The 22253-nt window shown below is 40.9% G+C and carries 17 protein-coding genes; 8 read left to right on the forward strand and 9 right to left on the reverse strand.

What is annotated here, in order from left to right; genetic code table 11:
• The first annotated feature begins 372 nt into the window (after positions 1–372).
• Together RMZ95_RS14635 and RMZ95_RS14640 are read left to right on the forward strand one after the other, a co-directional pair.
• Positions 373–4563: a filamentous hemagglutinin N-terminal domain-containing protein gene (locus RMZ95_RS14635; protein WP_322682606.1), complete on the forward strand. Its 4191-nt coding sequence runs from the start codon at positions 373–375 to the stop codon at positions 4561–4563.
• Positions 4564–4656: 93 nt separating this feature from the next.
• Positions 4657–5466: a prohibitin family protein gene (locus RMZ95_RS14640; RefSeq protein WP_322682605.1), complete on the forward strand. Its 810-nt coding sequence runs from the start codon at positions 4657–4659 to the stop codon at positions 5464–5466.
• A 123-nt stretch (positions 5467–5589) separates the two neighbouring features.
• On the opposite strand, the gene RMZ95_RS14645 is transcribed toward RMZ95_RS14640, so the two are convergent.
• Positions 5590–6051 (reverse strand): hypothetical protein, encoded by a 462-nt coding sequence (locus RMZ95_RS14645; protein WP_322682604.1) that lies wholly within the window; start codon positions 6049–6051, stop codon positions 5590–5592.
• A 484-nt stretch (positions 6052–6535) separates the two neighbouring features.
• On the opposite strand from RMZ95_RS14645, the gene RMZ95_RS14650 reads away from it, so the two are divergent.
• A complete protein-coding gene (locus RMZ95_RS14650; protein ID WP_322675575.1) occupies positions 6536–6808 on the forward strand; it encodes a hypothetical protein in 273 nt (90 codons plus the stop codon).
• Positions 6809–6829: 21 nt separating this feature from the next.
• On the opposite strand, the gene RMZ95_RS14655 is transcribed toward RMZ95_RS14650, so the two are convergent.
• The 3 genes from RMZ95_RS14655 to RMZ95_RS14665 form a co-directional block, all read right to left on the reverse strand.
• A complete protein-coding gene (locus tag RMZ95_RS14655; RefSeq protein ID WP_322675576.1) occupies positions 6830–7246 on the reverse strand; it encodes a DUF2358 domain-containing protein in 417 nt (138 codons plus the stop codon).
• A gap of 12 nt (positions 7247–7258) precedes the next feature.
• Complete coding sequence (locus RMZ95_RS14660; protein ID WP_322682609.1) at positions 7259–8413, reverse strand: glycoside hydrolase family 10 protein; 1155 nt, start codon at positions 8411–8413, stop codon at positions 7259–7261.
• Between the two features lie 206 nt (positions 8414–8619).
• Positions 8620–9438 (reverse strand): DUF1206 domain-containing protein, encoded by an 819-nt coding sequence (locus RMZ95_RS14665; protein WP_322675577.1) that lies wholly within the window; start codon positions 9436–9438, stop codon positions 8620–8622.
• 205 nt (positions 9439–9643) lie between these two features.
• Here RMZ95_RS14665 and RMZ95_RS14670 point away from each other — a divergent pair, with 205 nt between their 5' ends.
• From RMZ95_RS14670 to RMZ95_RS14685, 4 genes are all read left to right on the forward strand, one after another.
• Positions 9644–10507 (forward strand): alpha/beta hydrolase, encoded by an 864-nt coding sequence (locus RMZ95_RS14670; protein ID WP_322682603.1) that lies wholly within the window; start codon positions 9644–9646, stop codon positions 10505–10507.
• A 310-nt stretch (positions 10508–10817) separates the two neighbouring features.
• The gene (locus RMZ95_RS14675; RefSeq protein ID WP_322682602.1) at positions 10818–11273 is read left to right on the forward strand and encodes a pentapeptide repeat-containing protein; all 456 of its coding nucleotides are present in this window, start codon (positions 10818–10820) and stop codon (positions 11271–11273) included.
• A gap of 492 nt (positions 11274–11765) precedes the next feature.
• The gene (locus tag RMZ95_RS14680; protein ID WP_322682601.1) at positions 11766–13022 is read left to right on the forward strand and encodes an MFS transporter; all 1257 of its coding nucleotides are present in this window, start codon (positions 11766–11768) and stop codon (positions 13020–13022) included.
• Between the two features lie 245 nt (positions 13023–13267).
• Positions 13268–14452 (forward strand): anion transporter, encoded by a 1185-nt coding sequence (locus RMZ95_RS14685; protein WP_322682600.1) that lies wholly within the window; start codon positions 13268–13270, stop codon positions 14450–14452.
• Between the two features lie 34 nt (positions 14453–14486).
• Here RMZ95_RS14685 and RMZ95_RS14690 read toward each other — a convergent pair whose 3' ends face one another.
• The 4 genes from RMZ95_RS14690 to RMZ95_RS14705 all read right to left on the reverse strand — a co-directional run bounded on the left by RMZ95_RS14690 (position 14487) and on the right by RMZ95_RS14705 (position 19069).
• Positions 14487–14714: a hypothetical protein gene (locus RMZ95_RS14690; RefSeq protein ID WP_409882682.1), complete on the reverse strand. Its 228-nt coding sequence runs from the start codon at positions 14712–14714 to the stop codon at positions 14487–14489.
• A gap of 25 nt (positions 14715–14739) precedes the next feature.
• Positions 14740–16134: an RNA polymerase subunit sigma-54 gene (locus RMZ95_RS14695; RefSeq protein WP_322682598.1), complete on the reverse strand. Its 1395-nt coding sequence runs from the start codon at positions 16132–16134 to the stop codon at positions 14740–14742.
• A 171-nt stretch (positions 16135–16305) separates the two neighbouring features.
• Positions 16306–17631: a sigma-54 dependent transcriptional regulator gene (locus RMZ95_RS14700; RefSeq protein ID WP_322682597.1), complete on the reverse strand. Its 1326-nt coding sequence runs from the start codon at positions 17629–17631 to the stop codon at positions 16306–16308.
• On the reverse strand, positions 17624–19069 hold the full coding sequence (locus RMZ95_RS14705) for a sensor histidine kinase (protein ID WP_322682596.1): 1446 nt from the start codon (positions 19067–19069) through the stop codon (positions 17624–17626). Before RMZ95_RS14705 ends, RMZ95_RS14700 begins: the two co-directional genes overlap by 8 nt.
• A gap of 287 nt (positions 19070–19356) precedes the next feature.
• Here RMZ95_RS14705 and RMZ95_RS14710 point away from each other — a divergent pair, with 287 nt between their 5' ends.
• Positions 19357–20319 carry a hypothetical protein gene (locus RMZ95_RS14710; RefSeq protein WP_322682595.1) on the forward strand — a complete coding sequence of 321 codons (963 nt, stop codon included), beginning with the start codon at positions 19357–19359 and terminating at the stop codon, positions 20317–20319.
• A 426-nt stretch (positions 20320–20745) separates the two neighbouring features.
• Here RMZ95_RS14710 and metK read toward each other — a convergent pair whose 3' ends face one another.
• Complete coding sequence (gene metK, locus RMZ95_RS14715; protein ID WP_322682594.1) at positions 20746–22020, reverse strand: methionine adenosyltransferase; 1275 nt, start codon at positions 22018–22020, stop codon at positions 20746–20748.
• Positions 22021–22253: the final 233 nt, after the last annotated feature.

The following is a 22253-nucleotide window of genomic DNA, read 5'->3' on the forward strand; positions in this document are numbered from 1 at the left end:
GCGGCAACGATAGTTTAGGGGTTGCCCTACGCAAAAATAGCTCGATGCCAGGTTTTATTTTTATAATAAAAGCCCTAGCTCCACAGCCTGGGGCTTTTTGTTATTTATGGTTCTGTGACAGCAATTAATAACTATATTCAGATTGATTATTGTAGTACTTGCAATCTCCATTTGTAGAGCGATCGCACTAACAATTTATCGTAATTTTGGCGAACTATAAAAACACTAAGCTTAGGACATATTTATTTTATCGCCGTCCAGTCTTTGTCATATCAGACATCGCCCCATTATTGCAGAAAACTGCATACTTAACGAGTATTCGCTTGTTTATAGTCCAAAGGTACAGCTTTATTAGATACTGGAATAATCTATATGAAAGCGCGTCTTATGACGAGAAAATACGGATTACACAAGTGTTTGCAATTGGGATTGGCAGGGTTGCTGGGCTGCTTAAGTGTAAGTCTCCTCACTAACAAAACCCAGGCACAACAAAGTAATATCGTACCTGATAGTACACTTGGTACTGAGTCATCTCAAGTTATAGGCAACTTTCAGGGACAACCAATTGAAGTAATTACAGGTGGTGCAATTCGCCAAATAAATCTGTTTCACAGCTTTGGAGAATTTAATATCAGCGAGGGACGGGCAGCTTATTTCTTCAGTCCTAGCGCAGACATCCAAAATATTTTGGCACGGGTGACAGGTAATAATCCTTCAGAAATTTTGGGAAGACTCGGCACATTTGGTAGTTCTAATCCTAATGTATTTTTGATAAATCCTAATGGGATTGTGTTTGGAAAAGATGCCAGTCTAGATGTGCAGGGTTCCTTTGTGGGGACGACGGCGAACGGAGTACAATTTGGTAATCAGGGTGTTTTTAGTGCCACAAATCCCCAAGCCGCGCCATTATTGACTATTAATCCTTCGGTTTTATTTTTTAATCAGATTAATCAGAATGCAGCAATTCAAAATAACTCAATTGTACCAGCAGGAATATCTCCTTCAGGCATGAATACATCTGGTTTACGAGTGCCAGATAGGAAGAGTTTACTGCTTGTAGGTAGCGACATTAATATGGATGGTGGCAGATTGCGAGCCTATGGTGGTCGAGTTGAGTTAGGAGGATTATCTGCTCCTGGAAATATCAATCTTCAGCTAGATGATAATAATTTCAGTCTAACGTTTCCAGAGAATGTCACGCGGGCAGATGTGTCTCTCAAAAATGCTGCAAATATAAATGTAAGTGCTAGTGATGGTGGAGACATCATAGTCAACGCTCGTAATATAGATATTTTAGAAGAAAGTGTACTGATTGCTGGCATTGGGCAAGGTTTGGGTACACCTGAGACTGTTGCAGGTGATATTACACTTAATGCTACCGGAGAAATCAAAGTTGCTGGAGTTGGGAGCGGAATTTACAATTTTGTGAATTTGGGAGCAAAAGGCAATGGAGGTAATATTACCATAAATTCTAGTTCCCTCACATTAGAGGATAGTGCTCTACTTGCTGCCTCAAATTTAGGACAAGGGAATGCGGGAAATATCATTATAGATGCTCGTGAAAATGTTTTATTTGATGGGGCTAATGCTTATAGCGGAATTGGAAATGAAGCAGTCGGGAATGCTGGCAATATTTCCATTAAAGCTGGGTTAGTATCTTTGAGCAATAATACATACATGTCTGCTAGTACTAGTGGACGAGGAAATGCAGGGATTATTAATATCAATGCACGCGATAGTGTCTCTTTTGATCAAAAGAGCTACGCTTATAGCCTAACGACAACTGAAGGAGTAGGAAAAAGTGGCAATGTCAACATTAATGCCAGGTCGCTGTCTGTGAAAAATGGTTCCGAACTGAGTGCTAGCAGTTTTGGACGGGGAGATGCTGGTAATGTAACCATTAATGCTAGCGATACAGTAAATTTTGATGGAGCAGACAGTGGGGCTTTGAGCATATTAGGAGAGGGAGCGGTAGGTAAAGCTGGTGGCATCAATATCACCACTAAGTCACTTTTTGTCACTAATAACGCAGGATTATCAGCCAGTACTAGTGGACGAGGAGATGCAGGCAATGTGAATATCAACGCCAGTGATATAGCCTTCTTTGATGTGGGAAGCCAAGCCTTTGCTCTTGTAGATGCTAGAGGAGTGGGGAAAGCAGGTACGATAAACATCAACACTAGAAAGCTCTCTGTGAACAACGGGTCACAATTGAGTGCCAGCAGTTTTGGTCAGGGAGATGCTGGTAATGTAACCATTAATGCTAGCGATACAGTAAATTTTGATGGAGCAGCCAGTGCGGCTTTCAGCATATCAGGAGCAGGAGCGGTAGGCAAAGGAGGTGGTGTTAACATCACCACAGGATTGCTGTCTGTTACAAATGGTGCTTTTTTGACTACTAGCACCCTTGGACGAGGAGATGCAGGTAATGTGAGCATCGATGCTCGTGATACAGTTGTTTTTGATGGTATAGGCAGTAATGGATTAAATAGCGCGGCTCGCAGTTTAGTACTAGCAGGAGCGGTAGGTAACGGTGGTAAAATCCTCATTAATACTGGATCAGTATTCATTACTAATGGTGCTGGCTTAGAAGTAAGTACTGCTGGAAAGGGAAATGCAGGTAATGTGATAATTAATGCCAGTGATACAGTCTCTATTGACAGAAGTGATGGCATTTTCAGCATTGTCAAAGCAACAGGTGCGGGTACAGGAGGGGATATTAATATCACTACTGGCTCATTTTTCTTGAACAACGGCGCTCAATTAGCTTCTAGTACTTTTGGACGAGGGGATGCAGGAAATGTGTTTATTAGTGCTTCTGGTTCTGTTTCAATTTCAGGAAATAATACTGGCATCCTCAGTGACGTGGAGTCAAAAAGTGAGGGTAATGGTGCCAATATCAACATTAAGGCCGCTTCACTCTCCATTAGTGATGGCGCTCAACTAGTAACCTCTGTTAAAAATAATGATGACAATTCTGTCGGACAGCCATTCAACCAGGGAAATGCAGGCAATGTTAATATCGATGTCACGGGTGCAGTTGCGATCGCTGGAATCAGAGAAGGAAAGGCAAGTGGAATTAGAAGCAACTTAGGAAGAAGAACAGTTGGTAAAGGAGGAAACATTACTATATCCTCTGGCTCGTTATCTGTAACGGATGATGCCAGAATTTCGACTAGTACCTTTGGAGAAGGAAATGCAGGTAATATCTTCATACAAGCCAAGGATTCTGCGTCTTTTTCAAATGGTTTTATATTTAGTTCTGTAGAAGAAGAGGGATTGGGTAAGGGGGGAGAAATTAATGTTACATCTCACTCTCTCTCCTTAACGAATGGCGCTCAATTTGTTGCCACTAGCCGTGGAGCTTTTGCTGGTGTAGAAATTACTTCTCCTGGAAATCCTTCCATAGATTTTTTTAAATTTAGTACCAATTCTATTAAAGCTGGAAATATCCAAATTAACGCAACTGATGGTGTTAATATTTCTGGTTTTAATCCAATCACTGGCAATTCCAGTGGATTATTTACATATACTGTAACTATAGGTAACAGTGGCAATATCACTGTAAATACTGATGTTTTTCGAATATCTGATAGTGCTTTATTAGACGCAAGAACTTATAATTTTGGTGATGGTGGAAATATTACAGTCAATGCACGAATAGTGGAGGCTAGTAATGGGGGGCAACTTATTACAACTACTACAGGAGGTGGTAATGCAGGTAAGATTATAGTCAATGCTAAAGACCAAGTAATTGTTTCAGATACCTACATAAATCCTGAGAATACAGAAGCTCAACTTCTTAAAAGGTTTCCCGAAGATGATGCTAATAGTGGTTTCTTTGTTCGTTCTTCAGGCTTTGGTGTTGCAGGTGATATTGAAGTTAACTCGCCCAAAGTTACTTTAGATAAACAGGGAAGATTCATCGCTGAATCAGCATCAGGCAATGGGGGTAATATTAAGCTGGGAATTAGGGATTTACTTCTCATGCGACGTGGTGGTCAAATCTCCACCAACGCAGGTACGGCACAAGCTGGTGGCAATGGCGGTAACATCAATATCAATTCAAAATTTATCATCGCCATTCCCAAAGAAAACAGCGACATTAGCGCCAATGCTTTTGAAGGGCGTGGTGGAAATGTCGAAATTAACTCGCAAGGTATCTTCGGTATCGAAGCGCGTCCAAAGCCAACTGAAAAAAGCGATATTACTGCCAGTTCCGAATTAGGTGTTTCAGGTGCGATCAACATTAACGTACCTGATACCAGTTCCATCCAAAACAGCTTCACCGAATTACCTCCAGTCATCGACGCTAACGCACTCATTGCCAATAGTTGCATTTCACGCGGCACAAAGCGACAAGAAAACTCTTTTACCATCACAGGTTCTGGTGCCTTGACTACTAATCGTCCTGGGGTTTTGGTTTCTAACTACATAACTGGTGAAGTGAGAGGTGTCGAAACTACATACCGTCCCTGGAAGAAAGGCGATCCGATTATCGAACCGCAAGGTCTATATCGGCTGAATAATGGGCAGTTGCTATTGAGTCGAGAATGTTCTTAGTTTTGGATCAAGTCGAGCTAAAATCATGACGGGAAGAAGCCCATAACTCCTAAATATGTGTCTCTATGCAAGATGCATACATGGTTCACACAGATGATAAAAATTACAAGTTTTAACAGTGCCGGTAAACTGACCGCTCTTTTGTGTTTGATAACTCTCTTACTCACGCCTTGTGTGATTATAAATGCAGGAGAACGTGGTGTATTAATGAAATTTGGCGAAGTACAAAACCAGATATTAGGAGAAGGACTTCACTTAATTATTCCTGTAGTCAATACTGTGAAAAAGTTGAGTATTAGAGTCCAAAAACAGGAAATTTCTGCTGAGGCTTCTTCCAAAGATTTACAAAATGTTTTTGCCGATGTAGCTCTCAATTGGCATATTATTCCCCAGGAAACAAATGTCATTTTTCAGGAAATTGGAGATGAACAAAATGTAGTTATTCGGATTATTAGCCCAGCCGTTGAAGAAGTACTAAAAGCGGTAATAGCAAAGTATACTGCTGAAGAAATTATTACTAAACGAGGAGAAGTGAAGAGTGGAGTAGATGATGCCTTGTCCACAAGATTGGGTAGCTATCACGTTGCAGTTGATGATATTTCTCTAGTTCATGTCCATTTTTCAGAACGATTTGATGAGGCGGTGGAGGCGAAGCAGATTGCTGAACAAGAAGCAAAACGAGCAGAATTTATCGCATTGAAAGCAACAAAAGAGGCTGAAGCAAAAGTGAATTTAGCCAAAGGAGAGGCTGAGACGCACAGATTATTACGTGATGGTTTAACTCCAGAAATTCTGCAAAGGCAAGCACTAGAAAAATGGAATGGTAAGTTGCCATTAATTGTAAGTAAGGAGGCTCCAAAATTATTGAATTTAAGTGAATTTTTAAAATTTGATGAGAATTGATCTTCTTGTTCGCTGATTTACTCTCCATTAACAGACTCAAAACCCCGATGTTTTGAAATAGTATGGACGTATAGAGGTGCGCCCATACTATCGATTCCTTTGGAGAAAGGATGATCAACTAAATTAACTGTTGGAGAATAAAATGGGAGAATCGAGAATCTTCAACTGGATCAATAGCATAATCAACAGTGTATAAACTGTTGAAGAAATTAGACCTGTGAATAATTCTTTTTTGAGGTTATGCTCTTGAGGTTCTTTTTGAAAAATGTCCTTAGAACCGAATTGCATCAAGAGAATTCCCACAATATTAGAGAGCCAATATCCGATAATTGAACAAGGTAGAAGCAATTTTGGGGAAAGTAAACTACATGCATACCCAAAACCATAAGCTATTGGCAGATTGAATAGTAGGTCATTCCACCAACATAGTGGTGATAGTAAATATCCTAGTACCAGAAAAAATCCACCTCTGAGTTTTTTGAAAATGTCTTTTTTGAATTTTACTGGAGTAGACTGTTGTAATTGCTCTAGTGCTGTGTCTCTTGTTACATTCAACTCTTGACTAACGTTTTGGACGCTTTCCATAAAAACCCACTATTCCTATCGTCTTAGTGCAGTTTAATATATAAACTAAATTAACGTCTAGTACACGAGTGATAACATTTTGGCTTTTTGATGCTGAAGGTTTTACCACAGAATAGTTTCAGCAAAATTGAGGTTTAAATCAGCTGCCACTTAAAAACATCTGATTTATATCTAGAGACATATCAGTTAGGTCGCTGCTTACAAAATATGGGTTTTTGTTTCGGTATCTGAGCAAAACAGAAACAATTTATACACAATTTAGACAATTAAGGCTATTTGTCGCTCAACAAGTCTTAAAGTCTAAATATCCCTTTCTAAATCATAGCATACTATGAATTCCAAGACCGATACTGTAATAGCCAGAGCCTTATTAGTTTGGGGTGGATGTTGAGTTGTAAAATTTTTATGTTTTTGCATTTAGCAGAAGCAGAAATTTTAACTAATAATAGCTACAATAAAAGTGCTGAGGCATCTTAATCGAAAAATGACAGATTTAACTCCAAATAGCACCTTTCTAATAGCAGGAATTGTTTTTATAACGATTGCTGTAATTGGACAATCTAAATTAGCTTTTATTGAAATCAATCCTGGTTGTTTTGGGAGAATTTTGGCTTTATTTATTGGTGTTTCTAGCCTATTATATGCTTTAGGAATACTAAACTTTTCAGCCGAAAATCTGGACTTATTAAGAAATTCTCTGACAGAACAAATAAAACAGAGAATCAGTCAAATTAATGAGATTTTACAAGGCTCGTAAAAAATCCAATTAGCTATTGCTTTACCTTTGCCAAAACTGTCGTAGAATCTCCCCTGGCTTTCTATCCCAGGTGTCGATATGCTTGTATATAAAATTATCTTGATTGAGTTTATATGTCGAATAGCCATTGAAAAGTAACCCTGCTTTCCAGGGAACGCGCAACACCCCCCTCACTGTCCATTTTGCTAAAATCGTATCTTCATCTGACTGATAAATCTCATGTACATCAAAGAAAATTCGGGTAAAAAAGAGCCGAGCGTGAAATCGTAAAGTCCAAAATATAATGCGATAGTTAAATTTGTATTTGAATGTATTCACGGGGTCTTTAAAATAGATATCCTGTGTATAAATGTCATAAGAAATATCTTTTTCAAAAAGTGTCGGTAAATCTTCTTTTAAAGTATTAATTACCTTTTCCACTGACAATTTATATTCCACGCGCCTTTTTCCTTAAAAAATCTTTTTTAACAAATTTTCCATTCCTGACCAAATAGAAGATGTCGTCTTGTGACTCACACCACCTGCACTCAAATCTGACAATGTGGGAAATGATGCAAACTTAGCATAAGGCCCATTTCGCAAAACTTTAGCAAGGGCATTGTTATTCTCGCGCAAACCTTCGTAAAAAAAGAATACCTCTCCTTGAATGCCAAGTTGACGATTGTATTCAATTACCTGCACCAGATATTCTGGACTAATACAGTAAGAGCCAAGCTTCATCAATATTCCTGGTGCTAACTTGGGCAGTGTTGTATCTGTAAACTGTTGGTTTACTAGTTTATCAACGATCGCCTGATAACTCCTAAAGTCACGGCGATAAATCTGCGGCTGAATCATATCAACGATTCCCCGCTTCAGCCATGCGGGTGAGTCTTGCAGATATTCCTGGAATGCCCAATCATAAATATTAGGTGCGATCGCTACTAATAAATTAGGATTCACCGCTTTCACCTTCCAGTAGAGATGCGCCAAAAACTCACTGAGAATATCTGCACGCCACTGTAACCATTGCTTATCCTTGTGGTTCTGTGGTGGATTGCGATCGAATTCCTGGCGATAACGGTTGACAGTTACCCGATCGTAGCCACCTTCAGAGGGTAATGCAGGGAAGCGATCATCTCCTTGAATACCATCCACATCATAATTATTCGCAACTTCCAGCACTAAGTTTAAGAAGAATTCCTGCACCTGTGGATCGAGTGCATTCAACCACTCAAAGCCGTTTTTCTTCAGTAAGTTACCCTTATAATCACGCGCAGCCCATTCCGGTTTTTTTTGTAAAAGTACACTACCATTCAAATTGTAGGAACTGGCAAAACCGTATTCAAACCAAGGAATGACTTTCAATCCGACTCGCCGCGCCTCAACTATCACCTCTTCTAAAGGGTCGCGGTCTACAGACATCGGGTCAATTTCGACTCCAAATGTCTGCTGCATTGTTTGACTGGGATACAGAGTTACTGCTTTGTTCCAAACAACGGGAAACACCACATTAAATCCCGTTTCGGCCAGGAAATCCATCGCCTCAGCAATGCGTTCCTTCGATCTAAGAACTTGACTATCAGTAGTAGTCAACCAAATACCACGAGTTTCTATTATTGCCATTTCTTTGAAGAAGAATTCAGGAGTCACAATGGGCTAAACGCCCCGCTACCGCTAACAGGAGTCAGAAGCAATTAGTGGGTCAAATTTTCTTGTTTTGTAGGGGTTTTAAACCCGATTATTCGTCCGCCAATCGTACAGAATTAATTTTGAATTCTGACTCCTAATTCCTGAATTCTGTTTGATTGAAATTCTCGACACTGCACCATCTAAACACTGACTAGTCGACGATACCGCGCTTGTATTATTGTGTAAATCCCATAGGCAACTAAACCTAGTGCCACAATACCCAAAAGCCATGCTCCGTTAGGCTGTTGTGCTAGCGTCTGTAATACTTCATCCAAACCTTCTGCGGTAGCGGCGTTCGATTGCCTTGCAGCTTCAATTAAAAACCAACCGATAATGCAAAATACGATACCCCGTGCCGCTAAACCAAATCTGGAAATTCTCATTACCCATTGGGCTTGTGTGTTGCTTAATTCAGTTAAATTGAGTTCTTTACGAAATTTGCCACTAAAAGCTTGATAAAACTGATAGAAACCTAGAGCAATTACAAACACCCCCACAGTTCCAACTAACCATTGGCCAAAGGGTTGAGAAAGCAAACGTGCTGTCGAATCTTCAGTAGAATCACTACTATTTTTACCACTGCCTGTACCCATAACGATTTGCACAGCACTTAAGGCTAAACTTGCATAAATCAAGCCATTAACTGCGTAACCAATTCGTATTGCTAAACCTTTGGCATCATTACCTTTATTTTCTGGGTCTTTAATTGCCTGTACAAAACGCCAGATTACGTATCCAATCAAGCCAATTGCAACTAGAGTCAGCAAAAATTGACCAAATGGCTGGTTGACGATTGTTTGGAGAGCGCCTTGCGTATCAGTTGTTTTACCACCCCTGCCAAAAGCTGTCTGTGCTGCCAGTAGTCCAACTATACCGTAAACTACTCCCTTAGAAATATAGCCAAATCGTCCCAGTCGCTCAACCCACAATGAAGGATGGTTTGTCAACTGTTGTGTCATGGTAGTTGGGAAGAATTATATCTACCTTTTACCAAAATTTGCCCACGATTCACATCTACCTCAAGACAAATTGTCTAATATTTGTGCAAAAAATCACTATCGGAATACTGTCTTTCAATAGATGTGAGACCGATCAAAATAATATTAAACTTGCTAAGTACAGTATTAGTATTTAGTATTTTTTAATGCTGAATTTGGATTAATTATGTCTCTAATAGAAAGTTCTTGGAAACACGAATATATAATTACCAATCGGGTAAAACTACACTACGTTACCCAAGGTGAAGGCCCTTTAATGTTGATGTTGCATGGGTTTCCTGAGTTTTGGTATTCTTGGCGGCATCAAATACCAGAATTTGCCCAAAATTTTAAAGTCGTTGCCCTTGACTTGCGTGGCTACAACGATAGTGATAAACCAAATGAGCAATCAGCTTATGTCATGGATGATTTTATCAAAGATGTTGAGGGAGTAATTAAAGGATTAGGATCTCAAAAATGTGTATTAGTTGGACATGATTGGGGTGGTGCGATCGCTTGGAATTTCGCATACACTCACCCCGAAATGTTAGAACAATTAATTATTCTTAACCTGCCTCATCCTGCTAAATTTGCCCAAGGGTTACGCACTCCTCAACAGTTGCTACGTAGCAACTACGTATTTTTCTTTCAACTACCGTGGATACCAGAATTACTTTTACAGTCTTCAGACTATCAAGCTATTGAAACAACTTTTAAAAATTTGGCAGTTAACAAGAGTGCTTTCAGTAAAGCGGATATTGACGCTTATAAAAATGCTGCTGCAAAACGCGGTGCCCTCACAGCAATGTTGAACTACTACCGCAATATTTTTCAACAAAGAATGCTAAATCCAAATTGGGGCGTTCTGGAAGTGCCAACACTGATGATTTGGGGAGAAAATGACCCTGCACTTGGCAAGGAACTAACCTACGACACCGCAGCTTATGTCAGGGATTTTCAAATCAAGTACATTCCTAATTGTGGCCATTGGGTGCAGCAAGAACAGCCGGAATTAGTTAATCAGTATATGCGAGAATTTCTGAGGACTTAAGCTAAACTATCAATTGATAAATAAAGTATAAATACTCATAAAATTAGCTATAGCGGATAGCGCCAGCTTTTAATTTTTAAAGATTTAATAGTAATTTAAGAGGGGACGTTTTTGAGGAATTATTCGGTAAAAATTGCCAAAAAGTCAGAATTAATGGCATTTTTGACATCACTTTTATCTGAGTTTCAGATCGCAACTACCTTGTCAGGAGATAGATTGTCACAAGAGAGATTGACCTCACGAAGTTTAGTGAGATAATAGAGTTGTGAGGGACAGAACGGACGCAAACTTGATTATTAAGGGGGAAATTATGAAACTCCAGCTATTAGCGGCCATGGCCTTAGCAACACCCCTATTTTTCGCTAGCTCGGTTAGAGCCGAGAATCCACAGGATTTACAAAAGCTGCTTTCAACTGGGGAATGTGTTAGGTGCGAACTATCAGGAGCTAACCTCAGTGGCGCTCATTTAATTGGTGCTGACTTGAGAGGCTCGAAGCTCCAAGGAGCTAACCTTGTAGGAGCTAACCTCGAAGGTGCTGACTTAACTGGTGCAAACTTGGCAGGTGCTAACCTAACATCTGCTTATGTAACCAATGTGAATTTAAAGCAAGTCAATCTCAACGGAGTAAATTTTACTGGCGCTACTATTCACGATTCTAATGTGTATCAAGCATCAATGAACAATCTAAATCTTACTGATGCGGAAATATTTAACACTGGAATCGGGATTGGTGGTGAAGACGCTGAAATTCCCGATTGGAAATAGCCCAACTGACTACACAGCTAAAAATCAATACAACATAGGTTTTGGTGGGTTTTAAATCAAATAAACGACTTTTTTGCCAGAATTGTCCTTAAAACCTGCCTCTACAGAAATATTAATAAAAATGAAATTCCCTTTGCGTTGTAATTACTTTACTATGGCAAAAGCAGAGGGGATTTCTTTTTGCGATCGCACTGATATCCACACAAAAAAGTGCAATTAAAATCTAAAAATCTTCACTATTTCCCATTAAAGAAAGGACTTTACTCCTCCCTCTCCTTACGGAGACGCAACGCGTTCGCCTTTTAGGGGAGGGAGAGGTCTGTCGAACTCACGTTAATTGAAAATCAGGGTTTCGGCTATTACTTGTGTAAGTTGTATCTGGCACAAAGAAGGTTTTTTCGCTAGATGCAGCCGGACACTATTGATTTGGCACGATTTTTGCACAAAAGGATTGTGACCGCTCCATAGCTGACAAAATATCACTAAAGACTTATGCAACAACAGCGAAGACCGAGTAAGAAGAGTTTGCGATCGCTTGATTACTTGAATGTGTTTCTCGCAGATGTGCGCGATGGTGTTGGGCCATATCTGAGCATTTACCTGAAAGCCTCAGCAAATTGGAACCCGGCTCAAATTGGATTGGCGATGTCAGCTTCGGCAATTGCCACAGTTATTGCCCAAACACCAGCTGGTGCATTGGTTGACAGGCTACGTCAAAAACGAATGTTGATTGTACTGGCGGCTGTGTTTGTTTCTATCGGCTGTATTGCTATGGGCTTGTTCCCCAATTTGCCTGTTGTCATTGGCTCTCAGATTATGATTGGGATTGCAGCAGCAATTTTCCCACCTGCGATTACTGCTATTACTCTGGGACTCGTAGGACATGAGAGATTAGATAGGCGCGTAGGTCGTAATGAAACATTTAACCATACAGGAAATCTGCTAGCTGCTATTCTCGCTGGTTTAGTAGGTTACTTTATTGCCCGCAAGGCAATATTTTTCTTGGTTGCAGCTATGGCTGTGGGCAGTATTATTTCAGTGAGGATGATTCGCGAAAGAGAGATTGACCACGAACTAGCGCGTGGAGATGGTGAAGAGAGAGAGGAGGAAGATAATCAAAAACATCAGCAGGGCTATGAAGGCATATTGCAATTATTGAGCGATCGCCAAATCTTATTCTTTACTATTGCAGTAGTTCTGTTTCACTTTGCCAATGCTGCTATGTTACCGCTAGTTGGTCAAGAATTAGCACAGGGTAAAGGCACAAGTGACACAGTTTATATGTCTGCTTGTATCATTGTCGCTCAGTTAGTGATGATTCCAGTGTCTAACTTGGCTGGGCGTTTTGCACATACAGCCCGAAAACCCATATTTTTGCTGGGTTTTGCCGTCTTACCGATTCGAGGAGTGCTGTATACGTTTTCGGGCAATCCCTATTTTCTCGTTTCTGTGCAAATTCTGGATGGTATTGCAGGCGGGATTTTTGGTGTGCTTTCCGTGTTAATGGTAGCTGATTTGACTAAAGGCACGGGACGCTTTAATGTTACCCAAGGAATGCTCAATACTGCTATTGGCATTGGTGCGGGTTTGAGCAACGTGCTGGCTGGATTTGTGGTTAAAAGTGCTGGTTACAATGTTGGTTTTTTGATTTTAGCAGCGATCGCAGTTGTGGCTTTAGCAGTTTTTTGGTTCTGTGTACCTGAAACAAAAACAGGAGTTAATAGAAAAGCATCACCTCAAACCGCTTAGGGCAGTCATTAATTATTAATCATTAGTCATTAGTCATTAGTCACTTGTACTGAGCGTAGTCGAAGTATTAGTCGTTAGTTATTAGTCCAAAATAAACCCGTTCACTCCTTAACATGGTTTGAATTAGTCCCATAAAAGACAAAGTTTTTCCACCCACAAGAGGCGAGGTATGCACTAAAATCCAATGACCAATGACAAATGACAAATGACCAATGACTACTTAATCAAAAGCATCTAGCAAAATCATGATTGTTTTCAGATACATCATCATTGGACTGACTTATATCGGTTTGGGTTTAGGATATCTCCCTGGTTTGCGGATGAACCGAGCCAGTATTGCTTTAGTTGGTGCATCTTTGCTGATGGCATTCGGGGTATTAGACCTCAAAGAAGCATGGCAAGCAATAGACTATAAAACGCTGATTTTCCTGTTTGGCATGATGGTAATCAGCACAAACTTAGCTTACGCTGGTTTTTTCCAATTAACCCTTGATACAGTTACACACTTCACCCGCAGCCCTTTAGGTTTGCTAATTGTTTTAACTTTCGGCAGTGGGATTCTCTCCGCTTTTTTTCTGAATGATACCATCGCTCTAATTTTGACTCCTTTGGTTCTCGGTTTAACTCAAACTTTGAACCTCAATCCAATTCCTTACTTACTTGCTTTGGCGGGAGCAACTAATCTAGGCTCAGTAGCTACCTTAAGTGGCAATCCACAAAATATTTTGATTGGTTCCTTCTCTGGGATCAGCTATCTTGATTTTGCGAAAGCATTGACTCCCATCGCATTAGTAAGTTTGTTAATCCAAATTGGGTTATTGTGGTGGCTTTATCCTGATGTTCGTTCTACTAAATCTTGTTTGAGTGTAACCCCCGTGCGTTACCGCATATTTAAACCGTTGCTTACTAAAAGCCTATTGATAACCGGAGGATTATTAATTGCATTTTTAATTGGGATACCTCCAGCCCAAGCAACACTTGTAGCTGCTGGTTTACTGTTCATTACTAGGCGAATCAAACCGCAACGAGTTTTAAATAAAGTTGATTGGGATTTACTGGTGATGTTTTCTGGGCTATTTGTTGTGACTGCTGGAGTAGAAAAATTAGGAATATTGAATTTGTTTAGTGGTTTAGTTTATACTCCCCTGAATATATTAGGAATTACTGCTCTCCTGTCAAATTTAGTTTCTAATGTTCCAGCAGTATTATTACTACAACATTTAATTCCCCATCCAGACACAAGAACCTGGTTATTATTAGCAGCAGGATCTACCTTAGCTGGTAATTTAACTTTGTTAGGTTCAGTTGCTAATTTAATTGTTGCTGAGGCTGTTGCAAAACTTGGTTATCAGTTGTCATTCTGGGAACATCTGCGTTTTGGTCTACCGCTAACTGTCGTGACTCTCATCCTGGCTTATTTTTGGATTTAGTTATTTGTCATTGGTCATTTGTCAACAATCAAACTTAAAATTTCAGGCTCAAAGGTGCAACGTTCAGGTTCAAAGGTGCAACTTCGAGGCTCAAAGGTTCAATGTTCAGGTTCAAAGACGCAACTTCCAGGCTCAAAGGTGCAACGTTCAGGTTCAAAGGTGCAACTTCCAGGCTCAAAGGCTCAATGTTCGCCTTCAAAGGCGCAACTTTCAGGTTCAAAGGCGCAACGTTCAGGCTCAAAGGCGCAACGTTCAGGCTCAAAGGCGCAACGTTCAGGTTCCAAGGCTCAACTTTGATATTTCAAGAGACTTCCTTGCTTCCTGCTCTTGCTTCCCATCTTTTTATCAGTCAACTTGCGCTGATGTGATGACTTTATTCCGGCAATTTTACGGTATTTTGTGACTGTTCTGCGAGTAATTGGCAGAGAAAATTGGATTTTCAAAAGCTGGGCTAATTGCTCATCAGTATAAGGATTGGGGGGTGATTCTTCTGCAATTAACTGTAATAGCATCTGTTGGATTTGTTGAGGAGTACGTCCGCCTACTCCGACAGGAACACATAGTGAATGCAACGGAATTATCCGACTGTGTTGATTGCAAACTAATATATACCGTCCCCGCACAATCCGGCTGACTGTAGAGTTACTAAGTCCCACCGATTGAGCTACTAATTGCTGAGGAGTAGATACTAAGTCTAATTTATCCCGACTCTGCAAAAAAGCTTGCTGTCGCTCAACTAAAAATTTCCCAACTTTGAGCAGATTTTCTTGCCATTGTTGCAAAGCTGTGAGTAAATTTCTAGCTTTTTGTAATAATGCTTCTAGTTGTTGGGTATCTCGCCTTGCTTTTGGTGATTCCTGCAAAAGCTTAATGGCTTCGGAATTCAGACAAAAACGTTGTTTGACTTCATAAGCTAAAGAAATTTGCCAACTTCCAGCTATTAGCTCAACTTTTAAATCGGGGGTGACGATGGGAGCATTACTACCACCGAAGTTTCTGGCAGGACGGGGTTCTAACTCTTGAATCTCATGAATAGCATCAGTTATTTTATCAATGTCAACATTAATATTTTGGTTCAGTTTTTGTAATAGTACTTGATAATTTTGCTTTGACTCGGAAGTATTGCCAATACAATTTGCTATGTCTTCTAAATAATTTTTAACTAGTAAAAAAGCTAGACTTTCAGGCTGGTTTGTGAGTTGTATTAACAGACATTCTTGCAGGGTTCGCGTACCAATTCCAGGTGGATCTAAACTTTGGAGGAGAGGAATAACAGCCTCTAGTTCTTTTGTACTCCAGATACTACCATTTGCCCAAACTTCTGGAGTTTCTTCTAAGTAACCTGAGTTTGATAACCACTGAGTTAGATAGGTTAAGGCTTTACGTTGTCTTGACGGGATTGACAAAACTGATATTTGTCCAAGAAGATGCTCGCTTAAACTTAATTCCTGGGCGATGGGACTATACCAATTAGGTAGAATATCATCTAAAAGTGCTTCGTTGGTATGGAAATCAGAATTTTCTATTATAAATGGATTGTGTTTACATTCTTCTCGAAGATGGTCGAATATTCGTTTACCATCCCACGGCAAAAAGCGAACTAAATACTGTAGAGTTGGGTAAATAACAGTTTGAGTTTCTAGATGTGTTTCTAATGTAGATGCTGAGTTTAAGGAATTCATTAGTTAGGAGTTAAGAGTTAGGAGTTAGAAGTTAGGAGTTAAGAGTTAAGAGTTTGATCTCGTTCCCATGCTCTGCATGGGAATGCTCATCTATAGGCTCTGCCTATAGTCCAAGGAGGCGCTTGGCAGAGCCAAGGAACGAGAAGTTAAACGAGAAGTTGAAAGTTTTTGCTATAAATTCCATTGTTTCTTTTTTTGTTCAAAGCTTTCGACAGAAATTCCTAATGCTTTGTGGGGTTCTTGGGGATAAAGTGCTAAAGCATGGCGGATAAAGTTTATTTCTAATTGAGCGATCGCTTGTTCTAAATTTAAATTCATCTGATATTCTCGATTAAAAATGAGATGCTCTGGAAGAATGGTTCTTCCTCCAGAAAAAACTGCTGCTCTCTCTAAAGTATTTTGTAGTTCTCGCACATTTCCGGGCCAAGCGTAATCTCTAAGTTTTTCTAGGGCGGTAGAGGTAATTGCTAAATTTTTAATTCCGTTTCTGAGAGCAATAGAACTTAAAAAATGTTGAGTAAGTTGTTCTAAATCTTCGGGGCGATCGCGCAAAGGTGGCAGTTCAATTCGTACTACATTAAAACGATAGTAAAGGTCTTCTCGAAACTGATTCAGGCGTACCAATTGTTCTAAATTCCGATTGGTGGCAGCTAAAATGCGGACATCTACAGTTTTGGTTTGGTTACTACCCAAGCGCTCGAAGGATTTATCTTGTAATACTCGCAACAATTTCCCTTGAATGATTTGGCTCAATTCTCCAACTTCATCCAGAAAAATTGTACCGCCATTAGCTTGTTCAAAGCGACCTATTCGCAAGTGATTCGCTCCAGTGAAGGCTCCTTTTTCGTGACCAAATAATTCTGCTTCTAATAAATGTTCTGGGAGGGCTGCACAGTTAACTTTTACTAAAGGGCCGCGACTGCGAGGGCTAGCATTATGTAGTGTGGAAGCGACCAACTCTTTGCCTGTACCTGATTCGCCGACAATCAAAACTGTGGTGTTTCCTTGTGCAAGTCTACCAATGAGTTTAAAAACTTCTGCCATTTTAGGCGATCGCCCCAACAGTTCTTCTGGTTGTCCGAGATTTTGAATATTTGCTTCACCAATTTGCTCGGTGGATGCTTGGGAATGAGCTAAAGCTTTTTGCGCTAAGTTGACTAAATCTTCTAAATCGAAGGGTTTAGTTAAATAATCATAAGCTCCCAACTGCATAGCTTCAATGGCTGTACGACTTGTTCCATAAGCTGTCATCACAATTACTGGCACTTCAAACAACGTTTTGCTACCTAAAGCTTTTAAAACAGCATTACCCTGAGTTTTGGGCATTTTTAAATCTAGAAATACCAAGTCAGGACGAGATGTGATATCTTGTTGAATCATCTTCAGTCCTTGTTCTCCGTCTCCTGCTTCTACTACGTCGTGGCCTTCATCTTTTAAAATCTGCGCCATCGCTTGACGCAAAGCTTTTTCATCATCAATAATCAAAATTTTAGCCATCGTTGTGATTCTTCGGTAAGTAAACGCTAAAAACGGTGCAACCCGGTTGAGATTTGAAATCAATATGCCCTCCGTGGCGGGTGACAATCTCGTGGCTAATCGCTAAACCTAAACCTGTTCCTTGGGGTTTTGTAGAATAAAAAGGATCGAAAATGCGATCGCGTTCTTCTGGTGCTAAACCTGCACCATTATCTTTTACCCAAGTCACTAAGTAGTCTTGCTCTTGGCTGACACCAACCTCAACTTCGCTTTCTGGTGGACTTGCTTGGATGGCATTTAAGATTAAGTTAACCATCACCTGTCCTAACTCTCGGCGGCGTAGTGGTACTTGGGGCAAAGGTTCAGCAGAGCGATAAAAAAGTGTTACTCCCTGTTCTTCGGCTTTGAGACGTAATAGAGAAACTGATTCAAAAGCGATCGCTTCTAGGGAAGTTGTTACCATTTCTTCTTGCTGATTTTGGTCAAAATACAATAGCCGTCGCACCAACATCTCTAAACGGTCTACTTGTTCTAGTAAACTAGCGATCGGTAAAGTCGTAATTCCCTGCTTTTTTAATTGCCGTTCTGTATATTGCAAATTTAGACGCATACTAGCTAAGGGATTGCGGACTTCATGAGCTACCCCCGCTACCAGTTGTCCCAGAGAAGCCAAGCGCTCAACTCGGTGCAAGCGCTGCTCTAACTCTTGGCGATGGTATTGCATACTATTAATTGCAGTTCCCAACAGTCCCATTTCTGCGGGTAGCGGCGGAATTAGCGAAGCTTTATCCTCTTCCATTGCCTTAATACTTTGCTGGAGTCGCTGCACTCCCCACTGAAGTTGTAAGGCAATATAAAAAGTCCAAACTCCTACAACTAAAATTCCTAAAACTACGAAAACACTTAAAACGTTTTGATTCCTATCTTCTAGATGAGGCATACGTTTCATCGTCCACACTGCTCCCCACAGAGGTAGAGGATCAGCACGCAATACCAAAATATCAAGACCAGGGTGCAGTACTAGTTCTTGGGGTAAACCTTGGCTTGTCGCTCTCCGAGTCAATTGCAAAATTGTGTCTCGTTCAGCAGGAGGAATATCTTTTTTGGGGACAGGGCCCCCGTGGGTAGGATAGGCATAGCCTAAAAGCTGGTCTTGTTGCAGCAGATAAAATCCGCCTTCTACCCTTGGGAAAACAGTTAGGGCATCGTTTGAAAGTTCCGCCAACGGCTTACCTGGCTTTGGTGTTTGCCCAATATTTGATTCCCAAAACAGCTTAATTAATCTGGTGTTGGCAAAAGCTAATTCTCTCTGATTTCTGGCAACAACAGCACCTTCTAAACTTTCAAATAGTTGTACCACTAACCATAAAGCAGCTCCACTTAAACCTAAAAAAAGGATGCTGAGGATTGTTAGCTGTCGCCGGAGTGTCCAACGTTGAGATAACACAATAGGTTGCATGGAATAAGGGTTAGAACTTCTAGAAGTGCAAGAACTATAGCGGTTCTCGTTTGGATGCAGTACCCGTTGACCCCACCCCCAACGCCTCCCTGCAAGCGGGGAGGGGAGACAAAGCGTAGCTTTGGCGGGGTGGGGTTCCGAGTGCATTACAACGAAGTGCAAAAACTATGCCAAATTTCAGTTGCTCATTTTTCATCCTGCCTTACTAGCTAACGAGTGTCTTGTATCTATGGCACGAGTTTTGCACTCTTACAGTTCTAGTTAGCAATTAAATTGAATTAAAGCAGATGAATAACTCTAAAGTTCGCATTCCAAAAGAAATTGCTGCCGATGTTTTCGCTCAAGCAGCTCAGTTGTATGCCCAAGAAAATCAGGATTATTCTTTAGAAGAAATTATGCAGGCTGGAGCAGAAGTACAAATTCCTCCAGAGATGATTCAACAAGCAATACAGCAGATTCAAGCCAAGCAAATCCGAGAGCGCGATCGCCAACGCAAGTTAAAGTTAATTTTAACTAGTGGCGGCATTGGAGCCGCGATCGCACTTTTCGGTTTTTGGACGTACAATACTGTTGCTAGTAATGCTACACCAAGCGGGCGATCGCTAGAAGCTAATCTCCCAAGTGCCAATTTAGCCAATGCTAATCCTCTAGATATTCCCCCAGCACCCCCACCAGAATTACCCTCCACAGCCGGAACCACTTTCAATGGAGAGGTAAAACAGTATCTTCTCAACCCTGAAGGTAAGGTGGATGGGCTATTACTTAATAACGGGCTACAGGTGAAATTTCCTCCCCAGATGGCGGACAGTTTGGTGCGGATAATTACCCCAAACACGAAAGTGAGCATTTTTGGCGATCCTGGCTTTTCCACTCGCTTTGGACAGGAAGTAAGAGCCAAAAGCATTACCAATTCTCAAACTGGACAGACTTTAGTCGAACAACCTCCCACAATCGCCCCCCAACCACCCAGCTTGAGCAACTACAGTACCTTATCTGCACAGGGAACTGCTCAGAATTGGTTGGTGGGACATCGAGGAGAAATTAACGGCGTTATTATTTCTAATGGCACTATTGTCAAGTTCCCGCCCCATGTAGGCGAACAGCTAACCAGTATGGCAAACATCAAAAACACAATTCAAGCCAAAGGATTCGGCACTCGCAATCGTTACGGTCAGATTTTAGAAGCTACAGCATTGTCAGTTAATGGGCAATCTGTATCTTTGCAACCAAAAGCCATCATCGATCCGTAATACCATTAACGAAAATCTTTGCAACAGATGAATCTGCTGTCGGGGCATTTAGCTTAACAAAGTAGTAGTTTTATATCATGTCCGCCTAATTAGTTTTGCTTCCCGAATATATGCAGAAAGCCCAAAAGCCCCTCTTTTCTGCACCTGAACCTCCTCTGCTCCCTGCTCCCTGCCCCCTTGCAGTCTTAATGATAAGTCTTTTACCAGACACGATATTATAGCAACAGTCAAGGTGGTTAGGACATCAACAGACGATAAAACTTAGACACAAAAAGGCTTTTCACCCAGTCCCCAGTCCCCAGTCCCCAGTCCCTTGCTATATTTGTGGATATTCAAGTGGCTAGCAAAAAATGAGGGTATTGCTAACTTGTTAAGTTGCCAATACCCTCACGTAGATAAACTAAGTTTTTGTAGTAGCCTATAAGTCTAAGTTACTGCCTGAGCAACTACTGCCGAAAGTGACTCATTTGCTGCTTGCTTCAACAATTCGGCTTTATCGGTCTGTTCCCAAGGCAAGTCTAAATCAGCCCGCCCAAAATGACCGTAAGCCGCGACGTCCTGATAAAAACGTCCGCCTCGTTCACTTGGTAAGTTCCGTAAGTTGAAGGTATGGATAATCCCTGCTGGACGGAGTTCAAAGTGCTTGTTGATTAATTCCAGTAAGGTTTCTTCATCCACTTTGCCAGTACCAAAAGTATCCACTAGAATGCTTGTAGGCCGCGCTACACCTATAGCATAAGATAGCTGGATTTCAACTTTTTCTGCTAACCCAGCAGCGACAATATTTTTCGCTACATAACGAGCCGCATAAGCAGCAGAACGGTCTACCTTCGTGGGGTCTTTGCCAGAAAAAGCGCCACCACCATGTCGTGAATAGCCACCGTAGGTATCAACGATTATTTTTCGTCCTGTCAGACCAGAGTCTCCTTGAGGACCACCAACGACAAATTTGCCAGTGGGGTTGACTAAAAAACGTGTTTCCTGATTGGGTTTAACGTCAATGTCGCCAAAAACAGGTTCAACCACTGCTGACCAGAGGTCTTGTTTAATTTTGGCTTGTACCGCCGCCTCATCCGTAATTTCCCCAATACTAGCTGTATGCTGAGTGGAAATTAGAATCGTATCAATACCTACTGGGCGTCCATCTTCGTAGACTACAGTTACTTGGGTTTTGCCATCAGGACGCAGGTATGACAGTTCACCTGTTTTACGGACTGCTGCCAATCGGCGAGCAATGCGGTGGGCGAGACTGATGGGTAAAGGTGTCAGTTCTGGTGTTTCGTTGCTGGCAAAACCAAACATTATACCTTGATCGCCCGCACCAATTTTATCGAATTGTTCATCACTATCTTGTTCGCGGGTTTCTTGGGCGGTGTTAACGCCTTGGGCAATATCGGGTGATTGTTCGTCTAAAGCCAGCAGAACGCTGGTACTGTTAGCAGAAAAACCATTGTCAGCATTGGTATAACCAATTTCAGCAATTTTTTTTCGGGCGAGATTGACGAAATTTACATTAGCTTTGGTGGTTATTTCACCAGTGATTAGCACCAAACCAGTATTAACTACGACTTCAGCGGCGACACGACTGCTCGGATCTTGTGTCAATAGGGCATCCAGAATAGTATCAGAAATCTGATCGCAGATTTTATCTGGATGACCTTCGGTGACTGACTCAGAGGTAAATAAATATCGACGAGACAAAAGAAATTCCTCCATCAAGAGTTTTTTCGTTGACTAAATGTGAGTATTTAGTTCAACTACTAATTTCTGAAATCATAACAATATTTATACTTCAGTCGTTAGTATCTTCTTGATATTGATAAAAACCAGTAACTATAAGGTAAATATCCGTAAGTAAGATAAATGTATGCTAATTATTTTGTAGCTAAAATGTATTTAATAACACAAAAAAAGGAGCACTCGAAAGCGCCCCA

The organism is Nostoc sp. DedQUE07, from assembly GCF_034530975.2.
GTDB lineage: Bacteria > Cyanobacteriota > Cyanobacteriia > Cyanobacteriales > Nostocaceae > Nostoc.